This window comes from Glutamicibacter sp. NPDC127525, from assembly GCF_042672105.1.
Taxonomy (GTDB): Bacteria; Actinomycetota; Actinomycetes; order Actinomycetales; family Micrococcaceae; genus Glutamicibacter.
This window is the reverse complement of the sequence record NZ_JBHXVN010000012.1, coordinates 21,685-47,035: the sequence shown is the minus strand read 5'-3', so window position 1 is coordinate 47,035 and position 25,351 is coordinate 21,685. Positions and strand designations below refer to the sequence as shown.

29 protein-coding genes, 1 tRNA gene and 1 pseudogene are annotated in these 25,351 nt (G+C 63.1%); 21 read left to right on the top strand and 10 right to left on the bottom strand.

What is annotated here, in order from left to right; translation table 11 throughout:
* A pseudogene (locus tag ACFVHU_RS18475) lies at positions 1–210 on the top strand (HNH endonuclease); the annotation flags it as partial.
* A gap of 122 nt (positions 211–332) precedes the next feature.
* Here the strand turns inward: ACFVHU_RS18475 and ACFVHU_RS18470 are convergent.
* Entirely contained in the window at positions 333–3,164 is a 2,832-nt protein-coding gene (locus ACFVHU_RS18470; RefSeq protein WP_388026036.1) for an FAD-binding and (Fe-S)-binding domain-containing protein, read from the bottom strand.
* 130 nt (positions 3,165–3,294) lie between these two features.
* On the opposite strand from ACFVHU_RS18470, the gene ACFVHU_RS18465 reads away from it, so the two are divergent.
* The 9 genes from ACFVHU_RS18465 (at position 3,295) to ACFVHU_RS18425 (ending at position 9,297) form a co-directional block, all read left to right on the top strand.
* A complete protein-coding gene (locus ACFVHU_RS18465) occupies positions 3,295–3,963 on the top strand; it encodes a GntR family transcriptional regulator (protein WP_388026033.1) in 669 nt (222 codons plus the stop codon).
* A gap of 4 nt (positions 3,964–3,967) precedes the next feature.
* The gene (locus tag ACFVHU_RS18460) at positions 3,968–4,420 is read left to right on the top strand and encodes a hypothetical protein (protein ID WP_105658975.1); all 453 of its coding nucleotides are present in this window, start codon (positions 3,968–3,970) and stop codon (positions 4,418–4,420) included.
* A 119-nt stretch (positions 4,421–4,539) separates the two neighbouring features.
* Positions 4,540–5,925, top strand: coding sequence for a rhodanese-like domain-containing protein (locus ACFVHU_RS18455; protein ID WP_388026030.1), 1,386 nt, complete (start codon positions 4,540–4,542; stop codon positions 5,923–5,925).
* Positions 5,926–5,957: 32 nt separating this feature from the next.
* Positions 5,958–6,497, top strand: coding sequence for a rhodanese-like domain-containing protein (locus tag ACFVHU_RS18450; protein ID WP_388026027.1), 540 nt, complete (start codon positions 5,958–5,960; stop codon positions 6,495–6,497).
* Between the two features lie 3 nt (positions 6,498–6,500).
* Positions 6,501–7,370: a sulfite exporter TauE/SafE family protein gene (locus tag ACFVHU_RS18445; protein WP_388026024.1), complete on the top strand. Its 870-nt coding sequence runs from the start codon at positions 6,501–6,503 to the stop codon at positions 7,368–7,370.
* Complete coding sequence (trxA, locus tag ACFVHU_RS18440; protein WP_105658979.1) at positions 7,367–7,711, top strand: thioredoxin; 345 nt, start codon at positions 7,367–7,369, stop codon at positions 7,709–7,711. The genes ACFVHU_RS18445 and trxA overlap by 4 nt, the downstream gene beginning before the upstream one ends.
* A gap of 27 nt (positions 7,712–7,738) precedes the next feature.
* Positions 7,739–8,017 carry a metal-sensitive transcriptional regulator gene (locus ACFVHU_RS18435; protein ID WP_388026021.1) on the top strand — a complete coding sequence of 93 codons (279 nt, stop codon included), beginning with the start codon at positions 7,739–7,741 and terminating at the stop codon, positions 8,015–8,017.
* Between the two features lie 23 nt (positions 8,018–8,040).
* Positions 8,041–8,199 carry a hypothetical protein gene (locus tag ACFVHU_RS18430; RefSeq protein ID WP_388026019.1) on the top strand — a complete coding sequence of 53 codons (159 nt, stop codon included), beginning with the start codon at positions 8,041–8,043 and terminating at the stop codon, positions 8,197–8,199.
* Positions 8,200–8,313: 114 nt separating this feature from the next.
* Positions 8,314–9,297, top strand: coding sequence for a diaminopimelate dehydrogenase (locus ACFVHU_RS18425; RefSeq protein ID WP_388026016.1), 984 nt, complete (start codon positions 8,314–8,316; stop codon positions 9,295–9,297).
* A gap of 20 nt (positions 9,298–9,317) precedes the next feature.
* Here ACFVHU_RS18425 and ACFVHU_RS18420 read toward each other — a convergent pair whose 3' ends face one another.
* The 5 genes from ACFVHU_RS18420 to ACFVHU_RS18400 form a co-directional block, all read right to left on the bottom strand.
* Positions 9,318–9,770 (bottom strand): pyrimidine dimer DNA glycosylase/endonuclease V, encoded by a 453-nt coding sequence (locus ACFVHU_RS18420; protein WP_388026013.1) that lies wholly within the window; start codon positions 9,768–9,770, stop codon positions 9,318–9,320.
* A gap of 9 nt (positions 9,771–9,779) precedes the next feature.
* Entirely contained in the window at positions 9,780–10,205 is a 426-nt protein-coding gene (locus ACFVHU_RS18415; RefSeq protein ID WP_013347532.1) for a DUF779 domain-containing protein, read from the bottom strand.
* A gap of 168 nt (positions 10,206–10,373) precedes the next feature.
* Positions 10,374–11,405 (bottom strand): alcohol dehydrogenase AdhP, encoded by a 1,032-nt coding sequence (gene adhP / locus ACFVHU_RS18410; RefSeq protein WP_013347531.1) that lies wholly within the window; start codon positions 11,403–11,405, stop codon positions 10,374–10,376.
* 149 nt (positions 11,406–11,554) lie between these two features.
* Positions 11,555–13,078 (bottom strand): aldehyde dehydrogenase, encoded by a 1,524-nt coding sequence (adh, locus tag ACFVHU_RS18405; RefSeq protein WP_332727351.1) that lies wholly within the window; start codon positions 13,076–13,078, stop codon positions 11,555–11,557.
* Positions 13,079–13,243: 165 nt separating this feature from the next.
* On the bottom strand, positions 13,244–14,464 hold the full coding sequence (locus ACFVHU_RS18400; RefSeq protein WP_388026009.1) for a GAF domain-containing protein: 1,221 nt from the start codon (positions 14,462–14,464) through the stop codon (positions 13,244–13,246).
* A 221-nt stretch (positions 14,465–14,685) separates the two neighbouring features.
* Between ACFVHU_RS18400 and ACFVHU_RS18395 the strand changes: the two genes are divergently transcribed.
* The 7 genes from ACFVHU_RS18395 to ACFVHU_RS18365 all read left to right on the top strand — a co-directional run bounded on the left by ACFVHU_RS18395 (position 14,686) and on the right by ACFVHU_RS18365 (position 20,465).
* Positions 14,686–15,024, top strand: a complete 339-nt coding sequence (locus tag ACFVHU_RS18395; protein ID WP_332731787.1) for a helix-turn-helix domain-containing protein — start codon at positions 14,686–14,688, stop codon at positions 15,022–15,024.
* 11 nt (positions 15,025–15,035) lie between these two features.
* The gene (locus ACFVHU_RS18390) at positions 15,036–16,007 is read left to right on the top strand and encodes an SRPBCC domain-containing protein (protein WP_388026005.1); all 972 of its coding nucleotides are present in this window, start codon (positions 15,036–15,038) and stop codon (positions 16,005–16,007) included.
* 58 nt (positions 16,008–16,065) lie between these two features.
* Positions 16,066–16,767 (top strand): demethylmenaquinone methyltransferase, encoded by a 702-nt coding sequence (locus ACFVHU_RS18385; protein ID WP_133835047.1) that lies wholly within the window; start codon positions 16,066–16,068, stop codon positions 16,765–16,767.
* Positions 16,768–16,929: 162 nt separating this feature from the next.
* Positions 16,930–17,712, top strand: coding sequence for a CPBP family intramembrane glutamic endopeptidase (locus ACFVHU_RS18380; protein ID WP_388026039.1), 783 nt, complete (start codon positions 16,930–16,932; stop codon positions 17,710–17,712).
* A gap of 212 nt (positions 17,713–17,924) precedes the next feature.
* Positions 17,925–19,532 (top strand): ABC-F family ATP-binding cassette domain-containing protein, encoded by a 1,608-nt coding sequence (locus tag ACFVHU_RS18375; RefSeq protein WP_388026001.1) that lies wholly within the window; start codon positions 17,925–17,927, stop codon positions 19,530–19,532.
* 72 nt (positions 19,533–19,604) lie between these two features.
* A complete protein-coding gene (locus ACFVHU_RS18370; protein WP_105658992.1) occupies positions 19,605–19,856 on the top strand; it encodes a hypothetical protein in 252 nt (83 codons plus the stop codon).
* A gap of 18 nt (positions 19,857–19,874) precedes the next feature.
* Complete coding sequence (locus tag ACFVHU_RS18365; protein WP_105658993.1) at positions 19,875–20,465, top strand: dienelactone hydrolase family protein; 591 nt, start codon at positions 19,875–19,877, stop codon at positions 20,463–20,465.
* 90 nt (positions 20,466–20,555) lie between these two features.
* On the opposite strand, the gene ACFVHU_RS18360 is transcribed toward ACFVHU_RS18365, so the two are convergent.
* A tRNA-Lys gene (locus tag ACFVHU_RS18360) sits at positions 20,556–20,628 on the bottom strand.
* A 160-nt stretch (positions 20,629–20,788) separates the two neighbouring features.
* Between ACFVHU_RS18360 and ACFVHU_RS18355 the strand changes: the two genes are divergently transcribed.
* Both ACFVHU_RS18355 and ACFVHU_RS18350 read left to right on the top strand, forming a co-directional pair.
* A complete protein-coding gene (locus ACFVHU_RS18355) occupies positions 20,789–21,454 on the top strand; it encodes a hypothetical protein (RefSeq protein WP_105658994.1) in 666 nt (221 codons plus the stop codon).
* A gap of 63 nt (positions 21,455–21,517) precedes the next feature.
* Positions 21,518–22,729, top strand: coding sequence for an MFS transporter (locus ACFVHU_RS18350; protein ID WP_332727355.1), 1,212 nt, complete (start codon positions 21,518–21,520; stop codon positions 22,727–22,729).
* 59 nt (positions 22,730–22,788) lie between these two features.
* On the opposite strand, the gene ACFVHU_RS18345 is transcribed toward ACFVHU_RS18350, so the two are convergent.
* Positions 22,789–23,034: a hypothetical protein gene (locus ACFVHU_RS18345; protein WP_181148953.1), complete on the bottom strand. Its 246-nt coding sequence runs from the start codon at positions 23,032–23,034 to the stop codon at positions 22,789–22,791.
* Between ACFVHU_RS18345 and ACFVHU_RS18340 the strand changes: the two genes are divergently transcribed.
* Positions 23,021–23,581 (top strand): hypothetical protein, encoded by a 561-nt coding sequence (locus ACFVHU_RS18340; protein WP_388025996.1) that lies wholly within the window; start codon positions 23,021–23,023, stop codon positions 23,579–23,581. The two genes, ACFVHU_RS18345 and ACFVHU_RS18340, sit on opposite strands and share 14 nt — an antisense overlap.
* A gap of 5 nt (positions 23,582–23,586) precedes the next feature.
* The gene (locus ACFVHU_RS18335) at positions 23,587–24,615 is read left to right on the top strand and encodes an anion permease (protein WP_388025993.1); all 1,029 of its coding nucleotides are present in this window, start codon (positions 23,587–23,589) and stop codon (positions 24,613–24,615) included.
* On the opposite strand, the gene ACFVHU_RS18330 is transcribed toward ACFVHU_RS18335, so the two are convergent.
* Positions 24,612–24,809: a helix-turn-helix transcriptional regulator gene (locus tag ACFVHU_RS18330; protein ID WP_388025990.1), complete on the bottom strand. Its 198-nt coding sequence runs from the start codon at positions 24,807–24,809 to the stop codon at positions 24,612–24,614. The genes ACFVHU_RS18335 and ACFVHU_RS18330 overlap by 4 nt on opposite strands.
* Entirely contained in the window at positions 24,809–25,273 is a 465-nt protein-coding gene (locus ACFVHU_RS18325) for a hypothetical protein (RefSeq protein WP_105658999.1), read from the bottom strand. Before ACFVHU_RS18325 ends, ACFVHU_RS18330 begins: the two co-directional genes overlap by 1 nt.
* Positions 25,274–25,351: the final 78 nt, after the last annotated feature.

Below are 25,351 nucleotides of genomic sequence, written 5' to 3'. Positions count from 1 at the left end.
GCCGCCGGCTGGTACGAATACACGACCTACGGCAACGGCCACACCATCATGATCTGCCCCGGCTCGGCGATGTCCTACAAGTCCACCGCCCCACCAGCCACGGGGTACGCGCACAAGCCGTTCCCGCAATTGAGACGCGACTCGAAATGGATACAGCAACTCAAGGAACGGCTGAAGCCCAAGGATGGCCCTGAAGACCTCGCAGCCTGACTCCCGGCAAGCAACCATTGCGCGTACTCATGGCTTAATGCCGCTCGACGCCACCGGCTTTGCGCAGCATCCTGCGACAAAGCCGCCTGGAAACTACTTTCCAAGCGGCTTTGCTCCGACCTCTACTTGCTGGCGGCGTCTGCCAGCAGTTCAACGATGTGGCGGTATTCCTTGCCCGTCGCACGGGTCATGCCCAGTTCACAGGTGCGGTTGCACGAAGCGTGTTCCTGCGCATCCAGTTCACGAACCTCGGCAGCTTCGCGAGCGGTAGCCGACTCGGTCAGCTCCGGATGCAGCATGCCGCGGTCACCGGCAAAACCACAGCAGCCCCAGTTCACCGGGGTGTTCACGGTATCTGCCACAGCCTCTGCGATCTTCTGCATGTCCGGGTTCAGGCCCATCTGCGTGGACGAGCAGGTTGGGTGCAAGGTGACCGAGGAGATCTTCTCGAGCGCTGGCAGCTTCTCCAGCAAGTGCTGCGAAGTGAACGCCAGCAGGTCAACCACTTCGTAGCCATGCTCGGCCAGGGTATGCGCAAAGCCTTCGGTGCAGCTGGAGGCATCGGAGATGATCGGCAGGACCTTGCCCGGCATGGCCGCACGGACTTCTTCCAGCACGCGCTGGCCCATGACCTCATGGCCCTGTTCGTAGCCCTTGGAAGTCCACGGGGTACCGCAGCAGGTGGATTCAATGCCCTCGGGAACGTAAACCGAGACGCCAGCAGCGTGCAGCAGCTTGGTGAACGCCGGGGCGACTCCTTCCCCGTCTCCTGCAGGGCCGAACATCGAATTCACGCAGGCTGGCAGGTAGATGGCCAGCGGCTCGGTGCCAGCTGCACCCAAGTTGCCGGCCATGGGCTTGCGCGCCTTGCCGCCACCAGGCAGGTCGGCATCGTAACGTGGCATGGTGTCGGTGCTGACCACCTTGCGCGCAGCATCGGTGGCACCGCGGACCAGCGAAGCAGGGAATTTATCGGCGATGCTCAGGGCCAGCGAACCAGCGCGCGTGGCAGGTCCCCATCCCTTGGCTGCGGCCTTGAAGCCGGCTTCCAGGACCGGGTGCGCGTCTCCGCGGCGCAGGCGCTTGACCAGCAGGCCGGTGTTGATGCCCACCGGGCAGGCGGTGACGCACATGCCGTCCACGGCACAGGTCTGCACGCCGTTGTATTCGTAGTCACGCTCCAGTTCGGCCGCCAGCTCGGCGTTGCCCTCGGCCTCGGCCTTGGCGATGGCCCGGCGCACGACGATGCGCTGGCGCGGGGTCAGGGTCAGGTCCTTGGACGGGCAGACCGGCTCGCAATAGCCGCATTCCACGCAGTGGTCGGCCTCGATCTCGATGGTCTCGTTGAGCTTGATGTTGCGGATGTGCGCGGCGTGGTCTTCGTCGATGATCACCCCGGGGTTCATCATCAGGCGCGGGTCGCAGGCGGCTTTCAGCTCCAGGTGCACCTCGTAGAGCTCATCGCCGTACTGCGCGCGCACGAACGGCGCCATGGCGCGGCCGGTGCCGTGCTCCGCCTTGAGGTTGCCGTCCTTGTCCAGAATCAGCTGGACCATCTTGTCGTTGAAGGAGTTGTACCGGTTCAACGCCGCATCGCCTTCGAAACGGTCGGTGAGCATGAAGTGGATGTTGCCGTCCTTGGCGTGGCCGAAGATCACCGAATCCGCGTAGCCGTACTCGGTGAACAGCTCCTGCAGGCTGTCGCAGGTTTCGGCCAGGGACTCTACCGGGACCACGACGTCTTCGAGCAGCGCGGTGGTGCCTGTGGCGCGGGCACCGGCTACCGAAGCATACAGGCCCTTACGGAACTTCCACGCGGCCTGGCGGTTCTTCGCATTTGGGGACAGCACCGCTGGGGCGCGCAATGCCGATGCGTCGAGCAGCGACTGGCCAGCGGAGCGCAGCCCGGCCAGTTCCTCTTCGGTGTCCGCATGGTATTCGACCAGCAAGGCGGCCTGCTGGTCGACGTCGAAGCCCATGATGGCATCCGGCACGCCGGGCAGCGACTGGCCCACGCGCAGCGACGTGGAATCCATCAGCTCCAGGGTGGCGGCGCCGGAATCCACGAGTTCAGGCAGCGCCCGGGTGGCCAGATCCAGGTTATCGAAGACGGCCAAGGTGGCAATGGCCAGCTTGCGGATCGGCACGGTGCGGAAGACGGCCTCGGCGACGAAAGCCAGGGTGCCCTCGGAGCCGATGATCAGGTGTGCCATCAGCTCTGCCGGGGTGTCGTAGTCCAGGAAGGCATTGATGCCATAGCCCATGGTGTTCTTCAGCGCGAAGTGCTTCTCAATCTTGGCGACCGAGGCCGGGTTGCTGCGCACGCGCTGGCCCAGCTTGTCCAGCGTGGCGACCAGTTGCGGTTCAGCGGCGGCCAGCTTGCGGTCGGCCTGCGGATCCGCGGTGTCGATCATGGTGCCCGAGGGGAGCACGAAAGTCATGGATTCCAGGGTGCGGTAGGTGTTGAATTCGGTGCCGCAGGCCATCCCCGAGGAGTTGTTCGCGATCACGCCTCCGATGGTGCAGGCCGCCTCGCTGGCCGGATCCGGCCCCAGCTTGCTGCCGTAGACGGCCAGGCGCGCGTTGACCTGGCGGACGGTGGCACCGGGCTGCACGCGCACGCGCGCTCCGTTATCGAGCACGGTGATGCCGCGGAAGTTGCGGCGCACATCAATCATCAGTCCGTCGCCGCTGGCTTGCCCGGCCAGCGAGGTGCCGCCCGAGCGCAGGGTGACCGGCTGGTTGCCGCGCGCGGCCGCAGCCAGCAGCGCGGAGACTTCCGCGGCGTCCTTGGCCAGCACGACAGCTTGCGGCGTGTACAGGTAGTGCGAGGCATCCGAGGCGTAGGCAACGCGGTCGATGGATCGGGTCTTGACGCGATCCTGGTCGCCGACCAGATCGAGGATGCCGGATGAAACCGTCGTTTCTCCGAGTGCTGGCGTGCTCAATGCCATGGTGCGCTCCTGTGCAGTTGGCAAGCGGAGCTTGCCGAATACGGAAATTGTCTTACAAGTACACAAGCCATAGTAGTACGATTCATGGGATACTTGTTAGGTAAATTTTCCGCGGCTCGAAAGGACCCTGATGGCGGCCCGTTTAGGTGTGGTTTCCGTGGTTCAGGCCGTCGTCAAGTCACTGCGTGCCCGGATTTTCAGCGGGGAACTGTCCCCCGGCACCCCGCTGGGCGAAGTGGACGTCGCCGCGCACTATGAAGTGGCCCGGCCAACCGCCAAGGCCGCGCTGGAGAACCTCGTTGCCAGCGGCCTGCTGACGCGCAACGCGCATCAGAGCGCGAAAGTCACACTGCTCTCATCCGCCGACGCCCGCGACATCTACCGCACCCGCGCCATCATCGAAGCAGAGGCCGTGCGACTGCTGGCCAGCACCGGACAGGTCCCGGAAGCTGCACGCGAGGCCAATGCCGAAATCACCGCACTGCGCGATGCTTCCCCGATCCAGATCGTCGATCCGGATGTCCGCTTCCACTCCGCACTGGTCCAGGCCCTGGATTCGACGCGTACCAGCGCAATCTACGGCCAGCTCAGCGATGAGATTCGCCTGTGCATGACCCACGTCCAGGATGCAACGCTGCTGAACACCGCGGATATCGCCAGCGAACATGAACGCCTGCTCGAATGCATCGCCGCCGGCGATACCCAGGGCGCGGCAGAGGTTTTGGCCCAGCACCTCTCCCGCGCGAGCACCCGATTGGCCGAGCACCTCGACAGCCTTTCCCAAGGTAGGCGAAGATAGGAGCATGGGCATTTTCGCAAGCAGGAAAAGCATTGAGCAGGACTTCGCGCGCATGACACAGCGCCTGGATGCGGTAGCTGCCTTCCAGGCCGAGGGGCTCAGCGCGAAAGCGCGCGTCCTGGCCACGGGCCTGCGCAAGATTGTTCCCGAAGCCGGGTTCGAGCTGGCTGCCAAAGATGCCACCGCATGGATCCACGCGCACGAGGCCCTGCGCCTGCTGGAAGGCACCATCTCGATCCTCGAGGGTTGGAACGGTTCACCCGACGAGGTCTTCATCTCCAGGGCGGCGAGCGCATCGCCCGATTCCCCGGCTGGCGAGGCGATGTCCGATGTTCCAGCCGATCACCTGGGTATTCTGCGCCCCGCAGACGACGGCACCCTGCAGCTATTGGCAACCTTGGACCCCGCGGAGCAGCTGCGGCTAACCGGCTGGCTGCGCACTTTCACCCGGGCATAAAAACACCTTTCCCACCTAGCGGCATTGCGGTCCTCCGCACATACCCCCACCCGTATTTTTGACATACCCCCGGGGGTATAGACTAGTCTGGTTCCAATCCACCTTGAAAGGAACCAACCATGCTGCTTGAACGCCTCTACGACGAAGATCTCGCGCAGGCCAGCTACTTCATCGGCTGCCAGGCCAAAGGCGAAGCTCTCGTGGTCGACGCGCGCCGCGACATCGCCGACTACCTTGCCCTGGCTGCCAAGCACGGCATGCGCATCACGGCCGTCGCTGAAACCCACATCCACGCCGACTACCTTTCCGGAACCCGCGAACTAGCCGCCGCCACCGGCGCCACCAGCTACGTTTCGGGCGAGGGCGGCAAAGATTGGCAGTACGGATTCGAGGCAGAACGTTTGATGGATGGCGATATCATCACGCTGGGCAACCTGCGCATCGCCGCCCGCCACACCCCGGGCCACACCCCGGAGCACCTGGCTTACGCCATCACCGACGGAGCCTTCAGCCAAGACCCTGGCTACCTGCTCTCCGGCGACTTCATCTTCGCCGGCGACCTAGGCCGTCCGGATTTGCTGGACGAGGCCGCCGGCGGTGTCGATACCCGCTTCGAAGGCGCCCGCGATCTCTTTGCTTCGCTGAAGAAAACCCTGGCAGAATTGCCCGATTACATCCAGGTGCATCCAGGCCACGGCTCGGGCAGCGCCTGCGGCAAAGCGCTGGGCGCGGTCCCTTCCACCACGTTGGGCTACGAACGCGAGTTCGCCTGGTGGAGCACCTACCTGGCCAACGACGACCAGGACGGCTTCATCGCCGAACTGCTCAACGGCCAGCCTGACGCCCACGCCTACTTCGGCCGCATGAAGCGGCAGAACCGCCTGGGCCCAGCCATCCTGGGCCAGCTCGACCCCCTAGCTGAAATACCCGTCCAGCAGCTCCTCCAGCAGGTGGAGGCGGGGGTCTCGGTGTTCGTCGATACCCGTGGGTACACCCAGATCGCCGCAGGCACCGTTCCCGGCGCGCTGTCCATCCCGGGTACGGCGAAGACCGCCAGCTTCGGCGCCTGGGCCTACGATCCGGAAAAGGACCAACGCGCCCTGATCGTGCTGGCCGAGACCGGCGAACACGCCGCGACGATCCGCGCCCACCTAATGCGCGTGGGCATCGACGCGGTCAAGGGTTTCACCACCAGCTTGGAAGGCCTGCCAACGGTGAAGCCGAAGTCGATCACCCCGGCACAGCTGGACGATTTCGAGTACGAGATGCTGCTGGATGTCCGCAACAAGACCGAGTTCGCCGCCGGGCATATCCCGGGCGCCAAGCAGCTGTCCGGCGGACGGGTGTTGTGGAATCTCGATCAGCTGCCCGCCGGCGGCACCATCGTCACCTACTGCCAAAGCGGCATGCGCAATGCCGTGGCCGCCAGCGCACTGCGCGATGCCGGCTACAACGTCGTCGAGCTTGAGGGCAGCTACCTCGGCTGGTCCTCCTTCGCCAACTAGCCACCCCCGCCACGAAAGCTGAACTGCATTCAATGACTACCCCTTTGACCACCATGGACGCCGAAGCACTTAGATGCTTGGTGGAAGCCCCCGACACGGACCTCGCCTTGATTGACGTGCGCACCGCGGGCGAATTCGAAACCCTCCACATTCCCGGCTCGTACAACGTGCCGCTCGAAGAATTCACCGCCAACGCCACCGAGGTGCTCGCCAAGATTCCAGGCAAGCCGGTGCTGATCTGCCACAGCGGCAACCGTGCTTCCAAGGCGCAGCGTGCCCTGCAGGAGCAGCAGATCGAGCACAGCACGGTACTGCTTGGCGGCGTCACCGCCTACGAAAATGCCGGCGGCACCATGGTGCGCGGCGTGCAGCGTTGGGCGCTGGACCGCCAGATGCGCATGACCGCAGGTTCCGTGGTGCTCGCCGGGTTGCTCGGAGCGAAGTTCATCTCCCCGAAGTTCGCCTATCTTTCGGCAGCCATCGGTGGCGGACTGGTGTTCTCAGCCCTGCGGGATTCTTGCCCGATGATCAGCTTCTTGGGCAAGATGCCCTGGAACAAAGTAAAGAAGTAGGCCATGGAGTTCGGACCGCTGCTGGTTCTGGCCCTTGCACTAGCGAGCATCGTCGGGCTGTCCCTGGGACTGTTCGGCGGCGGCGGTTCAATCCTGATGGTTCCCCTGCTCAGCTATGTAGCCGGGTTGCCCGCCAAGGAAGCGATCGCCACCTCCCTGCTGGTGGTCGGTGCGACCTCGGCAACGAGCCTGATCCCGCATGCCCGCAAGGCCAATGTGCGTTGGAAACAGGGGATGGTCTTCGCGGCCACCAGCATGCTTGGCGCCTTTGGCGGCGGGCTGCTGGCCAGCGGGATCCCTGCCCAGCTGCTGATGCTCGGTTTCGCGATCATCACGCTGGCCAGTGCCCGCGGGATGATCCGCGGACGGAAAAACACTGGCAGCGCAACACAGTCGTTGTGGCTGTCCGCCCCGGTCGGCTTGGGCATTGGCATGGTCACCGGCCTGGTCGGTGCCGGAGGCGGTTTCCTGCTCGTCCCTGCACTGGCTTTGCTGGCCGGGCTGTCCATGCAACAGGCGGTGGGCACCTCCCTGCTGGTGATCACCCTGAATTCGATCACTGGCCTGGCCGGGCAGTTGAATTCAGTTGCACTGGATTGGCCGCTGGCCGCAGGGCTGGCGACCACCGCGATCCTCGGTTCGTTGATCGGCGCACGGCTTTCGCGCAGGATCGACGAACGCGCTTTGCGCAAGGGTTTTGGCTACTTCGTCTTGGCCATGGGCGTGTTCGTGCTCAGCCAGGAACTGCCGGCTCCCGGCGGGCTGGTCGTAGTTGCGGTTGCAGCCCTCGCGGGCGCATTGGTGCTGCTGTGCAACAAAATTCCGGCGATGGGGGCGCGCTGCCCGCTCGTTCTGAAAGGAGAAACCCGATGAAGCCGCTTGAATTGTCAGCTTCGAACTTCGCTGGCTTCATCGCAAGGAACCGGCTGGTGCTCGTGGATTTCTGGGCGCCTTGGTGCGGTCCTTGCCGCGGCTTTGCCCCGATTTTCGACGAAGCATCCGCGGCGCATCCTGAAATCGCCTTCGCCAAGGTGAATACCGAAACCCAGCCGGATTTGGCGCAGGCAGCCCGGATTGCATCCATACCGACGCTCATGGCGTTCAAGGATGGGATACTTGTACATTCAAAACCCGGAGCGTTGAGCTCTGGCGCTATGGAGCAGTTGCTCGTCCAACTCAAACACCTGGATGCCGAAATTGCAGAAGACGACTAACCCGCTACCCGTACCAAGGAGAAATTGATGCGTACTGCTAATGAAGCGACCCGCAAGAGGATCCTCAACCGCCTTAAGCGTGCCCGAGGCCAGCTTGATGCGGTGATCAACGCCGTGGAAACCGATGGTTCGTGCAAAGAGGTAGTCACTCAGCTGGCCGCCGTCTCCACCGCGCTGGACCGCGCCGGATTCGCCATTGTCTCCACCGCGATGCAGTACTGCATCGCCGATCCCGAGAAGGCTTCCGAGGAAGAAGACGGCCTGAGCGTCGAAGAACTCGAAAAGCTCTTCCTCTCCCTCTCCTGATTACTGACGAAAAGGAAAAAATTATGTGCCGCCAGGTTCAATGCAAGATCTGCCAGAAGACCACGTGGGCTGGCGGCGGCCAGCACGTTGAAGCAACTATGCGCAATGTCCCCAATAAGGACCGCTGCCAGGGCCACGAAGCCGAACCGAAGAAGGGCTTCTTCAAGCGCCTGTTCGGCTAAGCCGGGGTCATAGAGGGTCAAGGGTTTCACTGCCCCGGGATTCGTTGGCATAATCCGAAGTATTTAGCCCATCCGCGGCTGAGCAAACTTCACTCCCCCAAGGAAACGGCAGGCATGACTTCAAAGATCCGCATCGGTATTGCTGGCTATGGGAATCTGGGACGCGGCGTCCAAGCCGCGATCGCCAAGAATCCGGATATGGAGCTGGTGGGCGTCTACACCCGCCGTGACCCGCAGGCCCTCCAGCTGGCTCAGCCAGCACCACGGTTCGGCATCGATGAGCTGGAAAAGCACGCCGCACAGATCGACGTATTGATCCTTTGCGGCGGCTCGAAATCGGACTTGCCGCAGCAGGGCCCGAAGTTCGCGGCGCTGTTCAACACCGTGGACAGCTTCGATACCCACGCCCGCATCCCCGAGTACTACGCGTCCATCGACGGCCCGGCGAAGGCAGCTGGCAAGACCGCGCTGCTCTCCGTGGGCTGGGATCCGGGCATGTTCTCGATCAACCGTGTCTTCGGGGAGGCCTTGCTGCCCGACGGCGAAACCTACACCTTCTGGGGCCGGGGGCTGAGCCAGGGGCATTCGGATGCGATCCGCCGCGTCCCGGGCGTCGCCGCCGGCGTGCAGTACACCATCCCGAGCCAGGAGGCTATCGACCGGGTCCGGGCCGGCGAGCGCCCTTCCTTGAGCACCCGCGAGAAGCACCAGCGCGAATGCTTTGTCGCGCTCGAAGACGGTGCCGATCGGGAGTCGGTGCGCGAAGCCATCGTGACCATGGAGCACTACTTCGACCAGTACGACACCACGGTGCAGTTCATCGACGAGCAGACCTTGGCCGCCGAGCATTCGAATATGCCGCATGGCGGGTTCGTGATCCGTTCGGGCAATACCAGCGAAGAGCAGAAGCAGGTCATCGAGTATTCGCTGGCACTTGGCTCCAACCCGGAATTCACTTCCAGCGTGCTGGTGGCTTACGCCCGGGCCGCCTTCCGGATGAACCAGCGCGGCATCACCGGTGCGCAGACCGTTTACGATGTGGCCCCGGGGCTGCTCTCGCCCAAATCCCCCGCACAGTTGCGCGCGGAGCTGCTCTAGGATTTTGCCGGGCCAGCAGCTCACCCGCTGGCGAGCGCATCCTTCTCCCAGGCCTCCACTGGCCCCGGGACCTGCACGAACAGCGGATGCAGGGCCACCTGCCCTGCCGGTTCCAAGCGGGCGATGCGCGCGGGATCCCGGACGGAGAGCTTGCGAAGCAGGTGCTCGCGCTCGAAGTGCACCTGCCCCTGGGTGACCGGGATCTTTTCCAGCTGCGCGGCGGCTGCCGGATGCAGGATTTTCGCGGCGTCGAAGCGATAGCCCCGGACAGCCGCTTCATCCCACAAGCCCTGCAGATAGCCGCCCATATGCACCAGCGGGGCGGACTGCGCCTTGAACCGGAGAAGCTGCGGGTGCCCGGTATAGCCCTTGGTCTGGCCGGCGAGCACCTTCTGGGCCAGCAGTGTTTCACGCCAACAGGCAACCAGCCCTTTGGCGTCGAGCAATGAGGGGTGCAGGGACCACAGTCGCATGGGCCAAGCCTAGTCGGGGTTCGGGCCAGCCGGGAACTCGATGATCTCGCTGCGGATCAAGAAGCGCTTGCCCTCCGGGGCTTCGACGGAGAAACCGGATCCCCGCCCGTTGACCACGTCCACGGTGAGCTTGGTGTGCTTCCAGTATTCGAATTGCTCCTTGGACATCCAGAAATCAATGTCGCCCAGGGCGGTGCCATCAGCGCCGTCCAGGGAAAGCACGCCGAGCCGGATGTCCGATCCCCCGGTGCGGAACTCGCCGGCCGGATAGCACATCGGCGAGGACCCGTCGCAGCATCCTCCGGACTGGTGGAACATCAGCGGGCCATGGATCCCCCACAGCTTGCGCAGCAGGTCCAGGGCTTCGGAGGTGAAGGCCACCCGCGAGAACTCTTCGCCCTCGATTGCGGCGCGCGTTTCGGTTACGGTGCTCATGTCATGCTCCTGCCTCGTTGTCCACGTCCGGATTTATCTCGTTGTGGCCAGTGTCCTCTTTTTGGGCCGCACCGTCCATCGCTCGGCCAGGGCGGCCAGGGCACCGGTACCGGATGCCGCTTCGAAAAGCCGCATCCGGTACCGTGCCATCAACCGTTGCGGATCCGGCTACGCCCTGCCGGCGTAGTCGATGACAACGCGCCCATCGATCTTGCCATGGCGCATTTCGTCGAATACGGCGTTGATGTCTTCCAGCGGGCGGGTATGGAAGGTCGGCTTGATCTTCCCTGCCGCATAGAATTCCAGCGCCTCGATCATGTCCTGCCGTGTTCCCACGATCGATCCGCGGATAGTCAGGCCCTTGAGCACGATGTCGAAAATGGGTGCGGGGAAATCACCGGCGGGCAGCCCGTTGAACACGATCGTTCCGCCGCGCCGGGTCATGCCGATCGCTTGCCCGAACGCCTTTGGATGCACCGCCGTAACCAGCACGCCGTGCGTTCCGCCAACCTTCTGCTGGATGATCTCGGCCGGGTCCTGGGCGAAGGCATTGACGGTGATTTCCGCTCCATGCTTCGAGGCCAGCGCCAGCTTGTCATCGGCCACGTCAATGGCGATCACCCGCATGCCCATGGCCACCGCGTACTGCACCGCGATATGGCCCAGTCCGCCGATACCCGAAATAGCCACCCACTGGCCGGGCTTGACCTCAGTCATCTTCAGGCCCTTGTAGACAGTCACTCCCGCGCACAGCACCGGCGCGATTTCATGGGGATCCGAGCCCTCCGGGATGTGCGCGGCATAGCGGGAATCCACCAGCATGTACTGGCCGAAGGAACCGTCCACGGAGTATCCGCCATTGGACTGGGCTTCGCACAGCGTCTCCCAGCCGGTGCGGCAGTACTGGCAGTGCCCGCAGGCGCTGGCCAGCCACGCGTTGCCGATCATGTCCCCGAGCGCGACCTCGGTGACTCCTTCGCCGAGCTTTTCCACGATGCCCACGCCTTCATGCCCGGGAATCAGCGGAAGCTTCGGCTTGACCGGCCAATCGCCCTCGGCGGCGTGCAGGTCGGTGTGGCAGACGCCCGAGGCGATCAGCTTCACCAGCACCTGGCCGGGGCCCGGCTCGGGGATCTCGGCGTCCTTCACCTGGAACTCTTCGCCGAAGCCTTCGACTATTGCAGCTTTCATCTTGCTCATGTACTTTGTCCTTTGCATGGCATTCGAAGGTGCGGGGTGCCGGCTGGCGTGCGGGGGATGAGGCCAATCGATCCCCGGACGCTGTCCCGGCTGGCCCCGCACCTTCGAGGTCTGTTGTCATCTCATGCTGCTCGTGGCAGCTACTGCTCCTAGAAGAAGCCCAGCTTGTCTTCCGAGTAGGAAACCAGCAGGTTCTTGGTCTGCTGGTAGTGGTCCAGCATCATCAGGTGGTTCTCGCGGCCGATACCCGAGGACTTGTATCCGCCGAAGGCCGAGTGCGCCGGGTAGGCGTGGTACTGGTTGACCCACACGCGTCCGGCCTGGATGGCGCGGCCGGCACGGTAGGCCACGTTGCCATTGCGGCTCCACACCCCCGAACCCAACCCGTACAGGGTGTCGTTGGCGATGGAGATCGCGTCGTCGTAGTCCTTGAACTTGGTCACCGCTACCACCGGCCCGAAGATCTCCTCCTGGAAAATGCGCATGTCGTTGGTGCCCTCGAAGATGGTCGGCTGCACGTAGTAGCCGCCGGAGAGCTCTCCGCCCAGATCCGCCCGTCCCCCGCCGAGCAGCACCTTGGCGCCCTCGGACTTGCCGATGTCCATGTAGGAGAGGATCTTCTCCAGCTGGTCGTTGGATGCCTGGGCACCCATCATGGTGTCGGTATCCAGCGGGTGTCCCTGCTTGATGGCCTTGGTGCGGGCCACCACATCGCCCATGAAGCGGTCATAGATGCTTTCCTGGATCAGCGCACGCGATGGGCAGGTGCAGACTTCGCCCTGGTTCAGCGCGAACAGCGTGAATCCTTCCTGCGCCTTGTCGTAGAAGGCGTCATCCTTGGCAGCGATGTCCTCGAAGAAGATGTTCGGGGACTTGCCGCCCAGTTCCAGGGTGACCGGGATCAGGTTTTCCGACGCGTACTGCATGATCAGCCGGCCGGTAGTGGTTTCGCCGGTGAAGGCGATCTTGCGGATGCGCTTGTTGGAGGCCAGCGGCTTGCCGCATTCCACGCCGAAGCCGTTGACCACGTTCAGCACGCCGGCTGGAAGCAGATCGCCGATCAGCTCCATGAGCACCAGGATGCTGGCAGGGGTCTGCTCGGCGGGCTTGAGCACGATCGCGTTGCCGGCAGCCAGAGCGGGGGCGAGCTTCCAAACGGCCATGAGCAGCGGGAAGTTCCACGGGATGATCTGCCCGACCACGCCCAGCGGCTCGTGATAGTGGTACGCGGTGGTGTCCTCATCGAGCTGGGAGAGGCTGCCTTCCTGGGCGCGGATGGCGCCGGCGAAGTAGCGGAAGTGGTCCACTGCCAACGGGAGGTCGGCATTCAGGCACTCGCGGATCGCCTTGCCGTTATCCCAGGTCTCGGCCACGGAGAGCATTTCAAGGTTTTCCTCGATGCGGTCCGCGATCTTGTTCAGGATGACTGCGCGTTCGGCCGGGCTGGTCTTGCCCCAGGCGCCAGCCGCCGCATGCGCCGCGTCCAGTGCTACTTCGACGTCCTCTGCGGTGGAACGGGCCACCTCGCAGAAGACCTTTCCGGTGACCGGGGTGATGTTCTCGAAGTACATGCCCTTGACCGGGGCTACCCATTCACCGCCGATGTAGTTCTCGTAGCGCGGCTTGAAATTGACCAGTGCTCCATCGGTATTCGGGTTTGCGTAAACCGCCATTGCTCCACGTCTCCTTAATCGGATGTCCTGGCCGCGACGGCATCATCGCGGAACCATGCTTGTGACTCTAGTCACATAAAGGTTGCAGGCAGGTTGCAACGGACGTGCATGATGCCCGTAGCGGCAACTCCGGGCCTAGCGGGTGGATCGGCAATGCCCGGGAACCTAGTTCTCGATGGCCTGGACTTCGGCGACGACAAGTGAGCGCGCTGGGGATTGCGCGGGCAATTCCCGCAAGGCCGCACGCAACAGGCCCGGGTCGGCAAGCTGGCGGCCCAGGTTCAGCAGCTGATGCGCAGTTCCTCGATCCAGCACCATTTCACGCAGCGCAGCTTCGGTCCGGTACAGCAGCGCAACGATCCCTGGCGCCTGGGAGCGGGCCAGCAGGCCCGGCGAGTACAGCGGCAGGGCCGTATCGAGATCACCCTGCTCCAGGGCATGCCATAGGCGGCCAAGGGTCGTATGCAGGTCCCACTGAAGGCGGTATGGGCGTGAAGTCAAGGCACGCCCGCCTGGGCCTGCGAGCACCTTGCGCAGCCTGACAATTTCGGCGCGGACCGTGCCTTCGGCCGCAGCATCAGGACGTTCGAACAGCTCTTCCACCAGCTGAGCAGTGCTCAAGCCCTCCCGGTAATGCGCCAGGAGGGTCAGGATCTCTGCATGGCGGAGGGAAATCGGCGCGGCTCCCAGATGGGCCCCGTCAGAGCGCCCCAAGTCCAGGTAGTCGGGGTCGGCGACGACTCCGGCACCTGGCAAAAGCAGCTGCGTTTCCGCAGCCATGACCGCCGCCTGCAACAGCGGCAGGGAGTGCGTGGCAATGGCTTCCGGTCCACCGGTCAGGTCTATTGCGCCAATCACCTGCCCCGTGCGCGGATCGCGAATCGGTACCGCCGAGCAGCTGTAGCGGTGGGCTTGCTCGTAGAGGTGCTCAGCCCCCGACACTTGCGAGCCGGTCCCGGTTGCCAGCGCTATGCCCGGCGCGGATGTGCCAACACTCTTTTCCGCCCAGTCGGCACCTGCCATGAAGCCCACGTGCTCGGCTTGGCTCATTGCGCCATTTCCACCCGCCACCCACAGCAAGGTGCCGCCAGCATCCGCAAGAGCCACCAAGAGATTGGCATCCGCGGCAGCGGGGACCAGGAGCTTTTCGAAAACGGGCCAGATTCGCTGGAGCTCGCTGCGCTCGCGGGCGAGACGCAGGTGGTCATCGCTCAGTACCGACGGAACGCGGAGATCAGCAGAATTCTCCAGTGACCGCTTCCAGGATTCACGCACGTCATTGCGCAAGGGGAGGTCGGTAACACCGGCGCCACTGGACCCCAAAAGCTCATGGGCATGCTGAGCGCGACGCGATGCGCCAGGCCAATCAATGGCGAACCCACTCATGCAATCCCCTCGCTAGCAAGGCTTATTCTCCGCAGTTCCCACAAGCCTAGGCGAAGGGCCGGGCCTTGAGAAGAGCCCGCCTTGCCCCGCAAATCCGATTAGGTGATAAATCATCCGGAATTACGTCAAAAATCAGGCGATAAGTTGACTAGAAATTTATCTTCGGCAATTTCCGGGATTCCCCTTTACCAGCCGCGACGAAGGGAGTAACATACAACCAAATGGTTGTATATGAGTTGAGCGAAGAACAGGTGAACAAGGTCTTCCGCGCCTTGGCAGATGCCACACGAAGGGACATCGTGCGGCGGACGCTTCACGCCGAGGTCAGCATCACGGATCTGGCGTCAAGCTACGACATGTCTTTTGCCGCAGTGCAGAAGCACGTTGCCGCGCTGGAAGCCGCAGGCCTGGTCAGGAAAATCGCACGTGGCCGCGAACGCATCGTTCGCGGGCAGCCGGATACCATCCGGCATGCGCAAGAACTACTTACTTCCCTCGAGGATATCTGGCGCCAACGCATCAGCCGGCTCGATGATTTCCTCGCCGACGAGGCTACCTAAGGAGCATTCCCATGCCTGTCACATCCGTTGTCAAAGATTCCGAAGCCCTCTCACTGACTGTCCATGCAGAATTCCCGGTCAAAGTTTCCCGCCTGTGGGATGCCTACCTGGACGCCCGGCAACTTGAAAAGTTCTGGGGGCCGATGGAATACCCGGCAACTTTCACCCGGCACGATGCCGCCCCTGGTGGCCGTTCGAATTATCACATGACTTCTCCCGAAGGCGAAGAATTCCACGGATACTGGATCTGGAACGAAGTCGTCGAGCACAAATTCTTCGAGGTCAGTGACGGCTTTGCGCACGCCGATGGCACGCCCAATACCGACTTGCCGGCCAATCGCATAGTCTTCACCTTCGATCCGACATCCGAGGGAACGAAATTGACCATCACCTCCACCTTCGACTCCGCCGAGGACCTGGAGCAGGTCGTAGCAATGGGCATGATCGATGGCACCCGTTCGGCCATGAGCCAGATCGAGCAAGTCCTCATCGACCTGCGCAATTACGCTGAAAATTTCCTCACCGATGCACAGATCCTGTCGGACACCCAGGTGCGCATTACCCGCTTGGTGCGCGGGTCAGTCGCGCAAGTCTGGCAGGCTCACCATGACGAGCAGCTCATGAAACGTTGGATGCTCGGCCCCGACGGATGGCAGTTGGCTGAATGCGTGACGGCGCAAGAGGTCGGCGAGACCTACCGATACTGGTGGGAACCGCTATCTGCCGATGCCGGGTCCGGCTTCGGCTTCACCGGAACCGTGCTTGAAACGTTGCCCCAGTCCTACGAGCGGACCACGGAGCAAATGATCGGCACCGAGTACCCGGCCACGGTGAATGAATTAACGCTGACATCGAACCAGGGCGGCACCCTGCTGACGATCCTGATCACCTACCCAGACGCGCAAACCCGCGACATGGTGCTCTCCACCGGAATGACCGACGGAATGGAGGCCAGCTACGCCCGGCTCGAATCGATTCTCTAAGGGCGATTCGCCCCACATCCGGCGCCTTCGCGCGCGCAAATATGAAAGACTTAGACCCATGAGTTCTCAGAATGCGCGCGCAGGCCTGGATAAGAAGGCCGATCAGGTTCAGGAAATGTTTGACAAGCTGGCTCCTCGCTACGACTTGCTCAATACCTTGATGACCGGCGGCATCGTGAACTACTGGCGCAAGATCACCACCGAAGCGATCGCGCCAAAGCCCGGCGAGCGCATTCTCGACCTCGCCGCAGGCACCGGCACCTCCTCGGTCCCGCTCGCGGAAGCCGGCGCTGACGTCACCGCCTGCGACATGTCCCACGGCATGCTGGATGAGGGGCGCAAGCGCTACCCGCAGCTGAACTTCGTCTACGGAGACGGAACCGACCTGCCATTCGAGGACAACACCTTCGATGCAGTGACCATCTCCTACGGGCTGCGCAATATCGCAGACACCGAGAAGGCCCTGTCCGAAATGCGCCGCGTGATAAAGCCCGGCGGACGCATCGTCGTCGCCGAGTTCTCCACCCCGACGGTCGCCCCGATCAAGGTGGCCTACAAGCAGTTCCTGCCGCGCGCCATTCCCGCGCTGGGCTACCTGGTTTCCCCTAACCCGACCGCCTACGCCTACTTGGCTGAATCCATTGCGGCTTGGCCAGACCAGGACGAGCTGGGTGCCAAGTTCGTCAACGTTGGCTGGAAGAACGTGGAATACCGCAACCTGACCGGTGGCATCGTCGCCGTGCACCGCGCCTGGAAGTAGCACTTCTCCAGAATTTTCCTTCTGGCCCGCAGCCGAAATGACGGATGCGGGCCAGAAGCTTTAAAGCACTGGTTCCGCGGCGGCGGGCTGTGTCTTTCTGCCGGCCCAGCTGGCATGCTTGTGTCCGTGAGCCAGATACCAACCGAATCGCACCGCCCCGCGATGAGCTGGAAGCTGCTGCCAGCCTCCCTGCTCTCGGGTTCCGCAGTGTTCCTCTTCGGCGCCGAAAACGACCTGTTGGGCTACGGCCTGCTGGCGCTGAGCCTGTTGTGCGCGGGGTTCATCGACCGCAGGCTTGCACGGCATCTGGGACTCATCGCAACCGGTTTGGTGGTCATCAGCCTGGTTCCATTGAATGCCGACCTGAGCCTGGGGCATATGGCATTAATGGGTGGCGCGCTGGCCGCGGCAGTCCTGCTGCCCTGGCTGATTTCGCGCTTCGCCTTGCGCGAGCAGATCATCAAGTTCCCGGTGAATACCGGCCGCAAGTGGCCGCTGGCGGCGAAGCTGTACTTGCTGGGGGTGGTGGCCCTGGGCTTCTTCATCCTCCCGGTGTACCTGATCAGCACCGGCGCCTACCAGAACTGGCCGGACGCCTCGGACCCAGCCATCTTCTGGCGGCTCTTCCTCGGAGTTAATTCGGTGGGCATCTGGGACGAGCTGTTCTTCATCTGCACGGCATTCGCATTGCTGCGCCAGCATTTCCCGGACTGGCAGGCCAACCTCCTGCAAGCGGTGATCTTCTCCTCCTTCCTGTGGGAGATCGGCTACCAATCCTGGGGGCCGTTGCTGACCTTTCCCTTCGCCCTGCTGCAGGGGTATACCTTCAAGCTGACCAAGTCCTTGTCCTATGTAGTTAGCGTGCACCTAATCTTCGACTTCGTCCTGTTCCTCGCGCTGGTCCACGCGCACAACCGGGAATGGCTCCCGATCTTCTTGTACTGAGGGGGTTAACACCCCAATTCCCCCCTGCTACACTCGTTGGCATGGATACCTACTGAGCCAGCCGATGACCCCGCATCGATTCCCAACGGTGCATCTTGTTCATTTCGGCTACCGGCTTCGGTATCCTTTTCCTTTCCGGCTCCCCTGCGGGGTTGAGCCAATTCTGCGATCCCCCAAGCCGGCAGCCCCTTCGCATTCGCGGGAGGACCTGCATGTCTTTGACACCACCAATTACCCTGAACAACCTCAGCTTTTCCTGGCCCACGGGAGAAAGCGCCCTGGCCAATCTGGACGGCACGTTTCCATCCGGGCGGACCGGGTTGATCGGCGCCAACGGCAGCGGCAAATCGACGTTGCTGAAGCTGATCGCTGGGCAGCTGCGCCCAACGAGCGGAACGGCAGAAACGAACGCACCGCTGAGCTACCTGCCGCAAACGCTGGCTCTGGAACAGGACACGACCGTCGCCCAGCTGCTGGGGGCGCATCAGGTCCTGGCGGCTTTGGAAGCTATCGAGTCCGGCAGTGTCGACCCAGCGGATTTCGATGCGGTGGGCGCGAACTGGGATGCCGAAGCCCGGGTTCGAGCTGAACTGGCGCCGCTGGGCTTCGACGGGCTGGATCTGGGCCGCCAAATCACCACCTTATCGGGTGGGGAGGTCATGCTGCTGGCGGTACTGGGCCTGCGACTGGCCGATTCGCCGATCACGCTGCTCGACGAGCCGACGAATAACCTCGATCGCCCTGCCCGTGAATTGCTCTACGACCTTGTACGTGCCTGGAAGGGCACGCTGGTTGTGGTGAGCCACGATATCGAGCTGCTCGAGCTCATGGAGCATACGGTGGAGCTCTACGACGGGAAGCTCAGCGTTTTCGGAGGGCCCTACAGCTCATACCGCGAGCAGCTTGAAACCGAGCAGCAGGCGGCCGAGCAGGCAGCCAGAACTGCCCAGGCCTCCCTGAAAGTGGAAAAGCGCCAACGGGCAGAGGCCGAAACGAAGTTGGCGCGGGCCAAGCGCAAGGGTCGGGCCACCCAGCTTTCCGGAGGCATGCCGAAGATCCTGGCCAACCACCTTCGCCAGAAATCCGAGGCGAACGCCGGGAAGATGCGTTCAAACCTGGATGGCAAGGTCGATTCGGCCCAGGCCAGGCTCGACGATGCCGATCGGCGGGTTCGGCAGGCCGAGCACATCAGCATCGAGCTGCCCGATCCCCGGTTGCCCTCGGGCAAGCAGGTCGCGGCGCTAGGTGCAGAAGATCACCAGTTCATCATCCAGGGAGCCGAACGCGTGGGCCTTGTCGGCCCCAATGGTTCCGGGAAGACCCGGCTGCTCCAGCAGATGCTCGCCGGCGAAGATCCCGGCCCCGGACCGGGCGGAACGCTCTTCGTGGACCGGGTCGGGTACCTGCCCCAGCGCCTGGACGGCCTGGATGGCCAACTAAGCGCGATCCAGAACGTGGCGCTGGTGGCGCCAGCAGCAACCGCGAACGACGTGCGCAATATGCTTGCCCGGTTGCTGCTGCGCGGGGCCAGCGCCGACCGGCCAGTGGCGGCGCTGTCCGGCGGCGAGCGTTTCCGGGTCCATCTGGCGACGTTGCTGCTGGCAGAACCAGCCGCGCAGCTGCTCATCCTCGATGAGCCGACGAATAATCTGGATATGGACAGCGTGCGCCAGCTCAGTGAAGCACTGGGCGCCTATAAGGGTGCGTTGCTGGTAGTCAGCCACGATCAGCATTTCCTGTCGCAGCTGGATCTGGACTATTTGCTGGAGCTGGATGCGCAGGGAACCTTGGCGAAGTCCTACCCGAATCCAGTTTGCTAACCCCCTGGCGGTGCGCTGCCGGTTTAGACTTGTTCAAAGCACACCGCCAAGGACCCCGAAAGCAAGTTGAGTATGTCCTACCCCCAGCGCACCGTCGAAGTCGTCAAAAGCGGCCTCGTGATCGACCAGTCCGCAACCCTGCTCTGGCAGGACATCAAACGTGCCTTCATCTATGAAACGGGTTCCGGCCAGGAAATCCTTACCTGCGCAGAATTCATGCTGGTCGAAGGGTACAGCGTGGAGATCAATAGCCAGATGCCCGGCTGGGACATGGCCATTGAGCACTTGCCGCAGCGCATCGAGAACCTGGTCGACGAACGCTAGAAACCGCTAGGAGCACCCATGGCTACGATTGTTCTTTTCCATCACGTCCAGGGCCTGACCCCCGGGGTGCAGGAGATGGCCGCAGAATTGCGCGCCGCTGGCCACACCGTGCACGCACTGGATCTGTACGCCGGCAAGCTGCCCAAGGATTTCGATGCCGGGATGCGCATGGCAGGCAAGCTGACCGCGGACAAGATCCAGGAACGCGTCGACAAGCTATTTGGCAAACTGCCCGAAGAGCTGGTCTACATCGGCACTTCCTGGGGCGCGGCCCTGGCCCAGCAGTGCGCGCAGCAACGTCCCGGCGCCATCGCCGCGATCCTGCTCGAATCCTTCGTGGATCTGGACGCCGACTGGAGCTTCGGGCCATGGCCGGAAAATGTCCCGGTGCAGATCCATGGCATGGACCAGGACCCGTTCTTCGCGAAGGAAGGCGACCTGGAGGCAGCTCAGCGCTTCGTTGAAGCAGAGGGCGGCGATATCGCCCAGCTCTTCACCTACCCTGGCAAGCAGCACCTGTTCACCGACAGCTCGCTTCGCTCGCATGATCCAGAAGCTCGCGCGTTGGTGATGGAACGCATGGTCAAGTTCCTTCAGCCCTACGTCTAGCACGAGGGCAGTCCGCTGGTTCCATGCCGGACAATAAATCGAAAAACCGGACCCGGCTTGCGTTAGCAAGCCGGGTCCGGTTTCATTTTGTGCGCCCTGCGGGGATCGAACCCGCGACCAATGGATTAAAAGTCCAGTGCTCTACCAGCTGAGCTAAAGGCGCACGGCACAAGGCCAAAATCCATACTACCTGATGGACCGGCATGAGTATTAATCGGCGTATTCCGCAATTCGGCAGCCTGTAATTTCCGCTGGATCTTGGGGTTTGCAAGCTAAATCACTTGTTGGCGCAGAACTCAGGATCAGCGAGTATTCTGGAGCGCATGAGAGGTGCACGTGCAGGATCAAAAGTTGCCCAGGATGCGGGATTCCGCCATCACAAACCACGCCCCTTCGCCCCGGCAGATTTCGAGCCCTACGAGGGAGGCGCTGATCCGGCGCGCGTATCCGAGGCAGCCCATCTGTCCGCCCAGGCTTTCGTGCAGCGCGGCATTGCCAACAACGACCCCGAAGTTTCACGCCGGCTGATTGCGGTGGCCGAAGAAGAAGGGCTGGAGGTGCTCGCGCAGCTGTGGAGCGAGGCTCCGGCCCGCTCCCTGCCAGGTGCCCTGTGGCGCTTGTATGCGGTTCGCGCGGCAACAATGAGCAAGCCCGAGGTGCATTCTGCACGCTTCCAGGCTGGAGCCCATCGTGCCCAGGTCGAACGCATCGTCGCCGGAGTGGCCGAGCCGCCGACCGCCGAGGAGATGAAGAAGATGACCGGGTCGATTCTCTCCGGCGCCTTCGATGGCGACTTCGCCCACGCCTTGGAACGCACCGCCGCCTATTGCCGGGTACTGGCGCTGGGCATGACCGAGCATGCCGATGCCGCGGATTTTTCCAGCAGCGATCGGGGAACCAAGCTGACCCAGCAGGCCAAGGCCCTGATGGGCACCGCCGTGGATCTGGAAGCCTGCGCCCGGCTTTGGCGCCAGGACGCATTGGACTGAAACATGATCCCGCGCCCTTAGGATGGGTTGAGGAAGTTGCCCCTCAATTTTAGGCAGGTGGGTGTGGGCGCCGCATCGAGGACCAACTCTTCAGGGCTCGTACGCTGGTTGCTGATCCTGATCGCAACGGCGCTGCTTTCCCAAACGGCGCTGAACCTCATTCGTCCGGTGACCACCTATAAGCTCATCTCTTTTGGCTCCGGCGAGTTCACCGTCGGCGTGGTGACCGCGGCCTATGCCATCCTCCCGCTATTCACCGCAATGATGCTGGGCCGGGCCAGTTCGCGAATCCGCAGGATCCGGTTCCTGATGGTTGCCGGCGTGGCCCTCTTGGCCGCTGGCGGCATCGGCATCAATTTCTCCCCGAATGCCTTGACCGTGGCGCTGGCCAGTGCCGTGCTCGGGCTCGGGCACTTGATGTTCACCATTGGCGGGCAATCTTCCATCGCCCGGTTCTTCCCCGACAGCGATCTGGACAAGGGCTTTGGCTGGTTCACGGCCGCCTACGCGGCTGGGCAATTCATCGGGCCGCTGATTGGCGGATTGGTGCTCGGCTCCGGTACCGATGCCGTCTCCCCTGAGCGCATCGCCGGCATCAGCCTGTCGCTGTGGATTGCGGCCGGGTGCTCGCTGCTAGCTGTCCCCTTCTTGCTTCCGAGCTGGCAGCCGAGGATTTCCAAGACGGCGCCGCAAACCCGCCCGGCGAAGTCCGAAGCCTCCATTCCCTCGGTCTTGCGCATCAAGGGCATGGCTTCGCACATGTTCGCCTCGATGACCTTGCTGGCCATGCTGGACATCCTCACGGCCTTCTTGCCGCTGGTGGCGGAGAAACATGGCGTCACACCCGAAGATGTTGGTGTGCTTTTGGCCATTCGAGGTTTCGCTTCGGTAGTTTCGCGGCTGTTCATCCCCAAGCTCTCGGCCCACTTCGAACGCAACCACCTGCTGGTCACCAGTTTGTACATTTCGGGCATAGCCATCGCGCTGGCCCCGATCTTCATCGATTCGCTGTGGGCCTCCGGGGCCGCGTTGCTGGTCGGCGGCTTCTTCCTGGGCCTGGGCCAGCCGATGACCATGACCATGATTTCCACCTCGGTGCCGGCGGTGGACCGCGGTGCCGCATTGGCCGTGCGGCTCATGGGAAACCGGGTCGGACAAGTAGCTTTGCCGATCATCTCGAGTACGGTCGCCGCGGGTTTGGGGCCGGCGGGAGCGATCTGGTTCTGCTGCGCGCTGCTCTGCCTGAGCGGAGCGGAGAAGAGCGTGCGCCGCTAGCGTGAGAAAAGGCACGAGCGCAGCCCTGCGGTTGACAGCACACCGGTAGGGCGAGAACACTAGGTAACGGTGCCGGGCCGCTGGTAACCCCGGGCTCCAAAATTCTGCCGCTTCGAGCGGCCTTCCGCCGAGAGGCGTTCCCGGTCCGGCACCTTCAAATACCCGGTGTTAACTTCCACGTCGTAAACTGTTCTGCGTTGGTACCAATAGCCGTCGAATCGAATGGTGCGCCGTAAAGTGAAGTTCCAGATCTTTCCCTCCGCCTCGCGCGGCATCGAGTTGCTGTGCGGGTTGACGACGACCATTCGCGCCTCCGTTGCCAATGTCGCCGAGATGATCGGCTCACCCGATACCCGTGCGGACCAGCTGCGGGATCTGGCCTCCGCGGAAGCCGAGGCCTCCGATCTGGTGCACGCGGTGCTCACCCACCTGCGAACCAGCTATATCAGCCCGCTTCCCCGCGAAGACATGTACACGCTCTCGCGCTTGCTGCACGAAACCATGGAACAGCTGCGCGGTACCGGCGAACTGATCATGACCGTTGGCTCCACCCCGCTTTCCGAGCGTTCCTCGGAGCAGCTTGAACTCATTTCGCAGCTGGCCGAGCTGGCCTCCGATTCGGTCCAGCGCCTGCATAACCTCGATGACCTGGAAGACAACTGGCTGCAGATGCTGCAGTTCTCCAAGCGCGCGGCCCGAACCCACCTGGTGTGGGTCAATGAGATCGCGAAGTTCGCCAAGCCAGGGACCATCCACCGCCACCAGCGCGTGGCCGACCACCTGATGCTTACCGCCAACACCCTGCGCCAGTTCGCCGACCACCTGGGTCGCGTGCTGGTGAAGGAGTCCTAGGGGAAATGACCATCCTTTCGGTCCTCACCGGATTCGCGATCGTCCTGACCCTGGGCTATGGCGTGCTCAACGGCTTCAGGGATGCCTCTACGGCCGTTGCGGCCTCCGTCCGCACCAGGGCGCTGCGCCCGGCCATTGCGGTCTCTGTGGCGGCGGTATTCGCCTTCCTCGGCACCTTGGCGACCTCGGGGCTGAGTGTGGCGCTGGTAGACAAGCTGAACTTCAACCTCCCCGATGGCGTCGTCGGATTGAAGCTGCTGATCTGCGGCTTGCTGACCGCCGGCGCGTGGGGCCTGTATTGCTGGTGGCGCGGCCTGCCGGTCAGTTCCACCCATGCGCTGTTCTCCGGCTTGGTGGGCGCCAGCGGCGCCTCGGCTTTCATGGGCGACCTGTCGATGTCCGGGGCCTGGGGTCTGCTGCTCGGCTCGGTGCTGCTGCCCATGCTGATCACCCCGGTCATCGCCTACCTGTTGTCCTATGCGCTGGTGATTCCGGCGACCTGGCTGATGCGCCACAACTCCTCGCGTTCGGTCAACAACGGCTCGCGCGCAGGCCAGGCCATCACCGCCTGCGCCGTGGCCCTGGGACTGGGGCTGCAAGATGGCCAGCGCACCGGCGCGATGATCGCACTGGTGCTGATCACCGGTCATGCAATGGACCCGGGGCCCGTGACCTGGGCTATCCAGCTGGCCGCGGCCTCGGCACTGGGGCTTGGCGTGCTCCTGGGCGGATGGCGCATCACCTATACGCTCGGCCGCCGGCTGGTGAACTTCGATCCGCTGCGCGGCATGATCGCCCAGGGCGTAGCCGCGGCAATGCTGTTCCTCGGCTCGCTCGTCTTGCACCTGCCGCTGTCCACCACGCAGGCGGTAACCAGCGGCATCGTCGGTGCCGGCAATAACCAGTCTTTCGAATCGGTGGTGTGGCGCAATGTCACCAAGGTGCTGCTGCACTGGGTGCTGACCCCGATTGCCTGCGTTGCCTGCGGCGCGATTCTCACCCTGGCGGTGCACCCGCTGCTGGGCAACGCCTAGTCTTTGCCCGGAATGAAGAGGTCTTCGATTTTGCAGCCGAAGACCGCTGAGAGCTTGAATGCCAGCGGCAGGGACGGGTCGTAGCGGCCTTTTTCGAGCGAGATGACGGTCTGCCGCGAGACGCCCAGCAGGTCGGCCAATGCTTGCTGGGAGAACCCGCGTTCCCTGCGGTATGCACTGAGATTGTTCTCCACTAGCTTTCTGCCCGCTTAATGATGAAATAGCGGATTCCGAAGTCAAGCAACGCCAGCAGCACGACACCAGCCAGAACGAGGCCAAGTGATGCTTGGATCTGAATGAAGGAGAACACTGCGCCACCGAGGCCGCAAACTAACAGCAAATCCTGGAACACTCCGATGGCAGCTCTGTCATACCACTGGCTCTCCACCGATATCTCGGGGTTCCTTGTGGCACCGCGCAGGGTGTCGCGATCCAGCAGCAACGCCCAGCAAGCTGTAGAAAGCACCGGCAGCAAGCCAGCGGCCATGAGCAACGCTGCCAAGACGAAATGCTCCGGGGCGTTCAGCCGGGCGAAGAGCACACCTGCACCGGCTGAAAGCACTGCCCCTGCGCTGAGGCTGACGGCAATCAGGGCGCCCGACCCGCCACCGAAGCGCGAACGGCCCCATTTGCTCTGGCCAACTGCTTTTGAATCCATCGTTGTCCCCTATCCCTATTGATGTAAACCACACTTTACTGACAAGTGTGCTTTACAGTCAAGGGTGCTTTACATGAA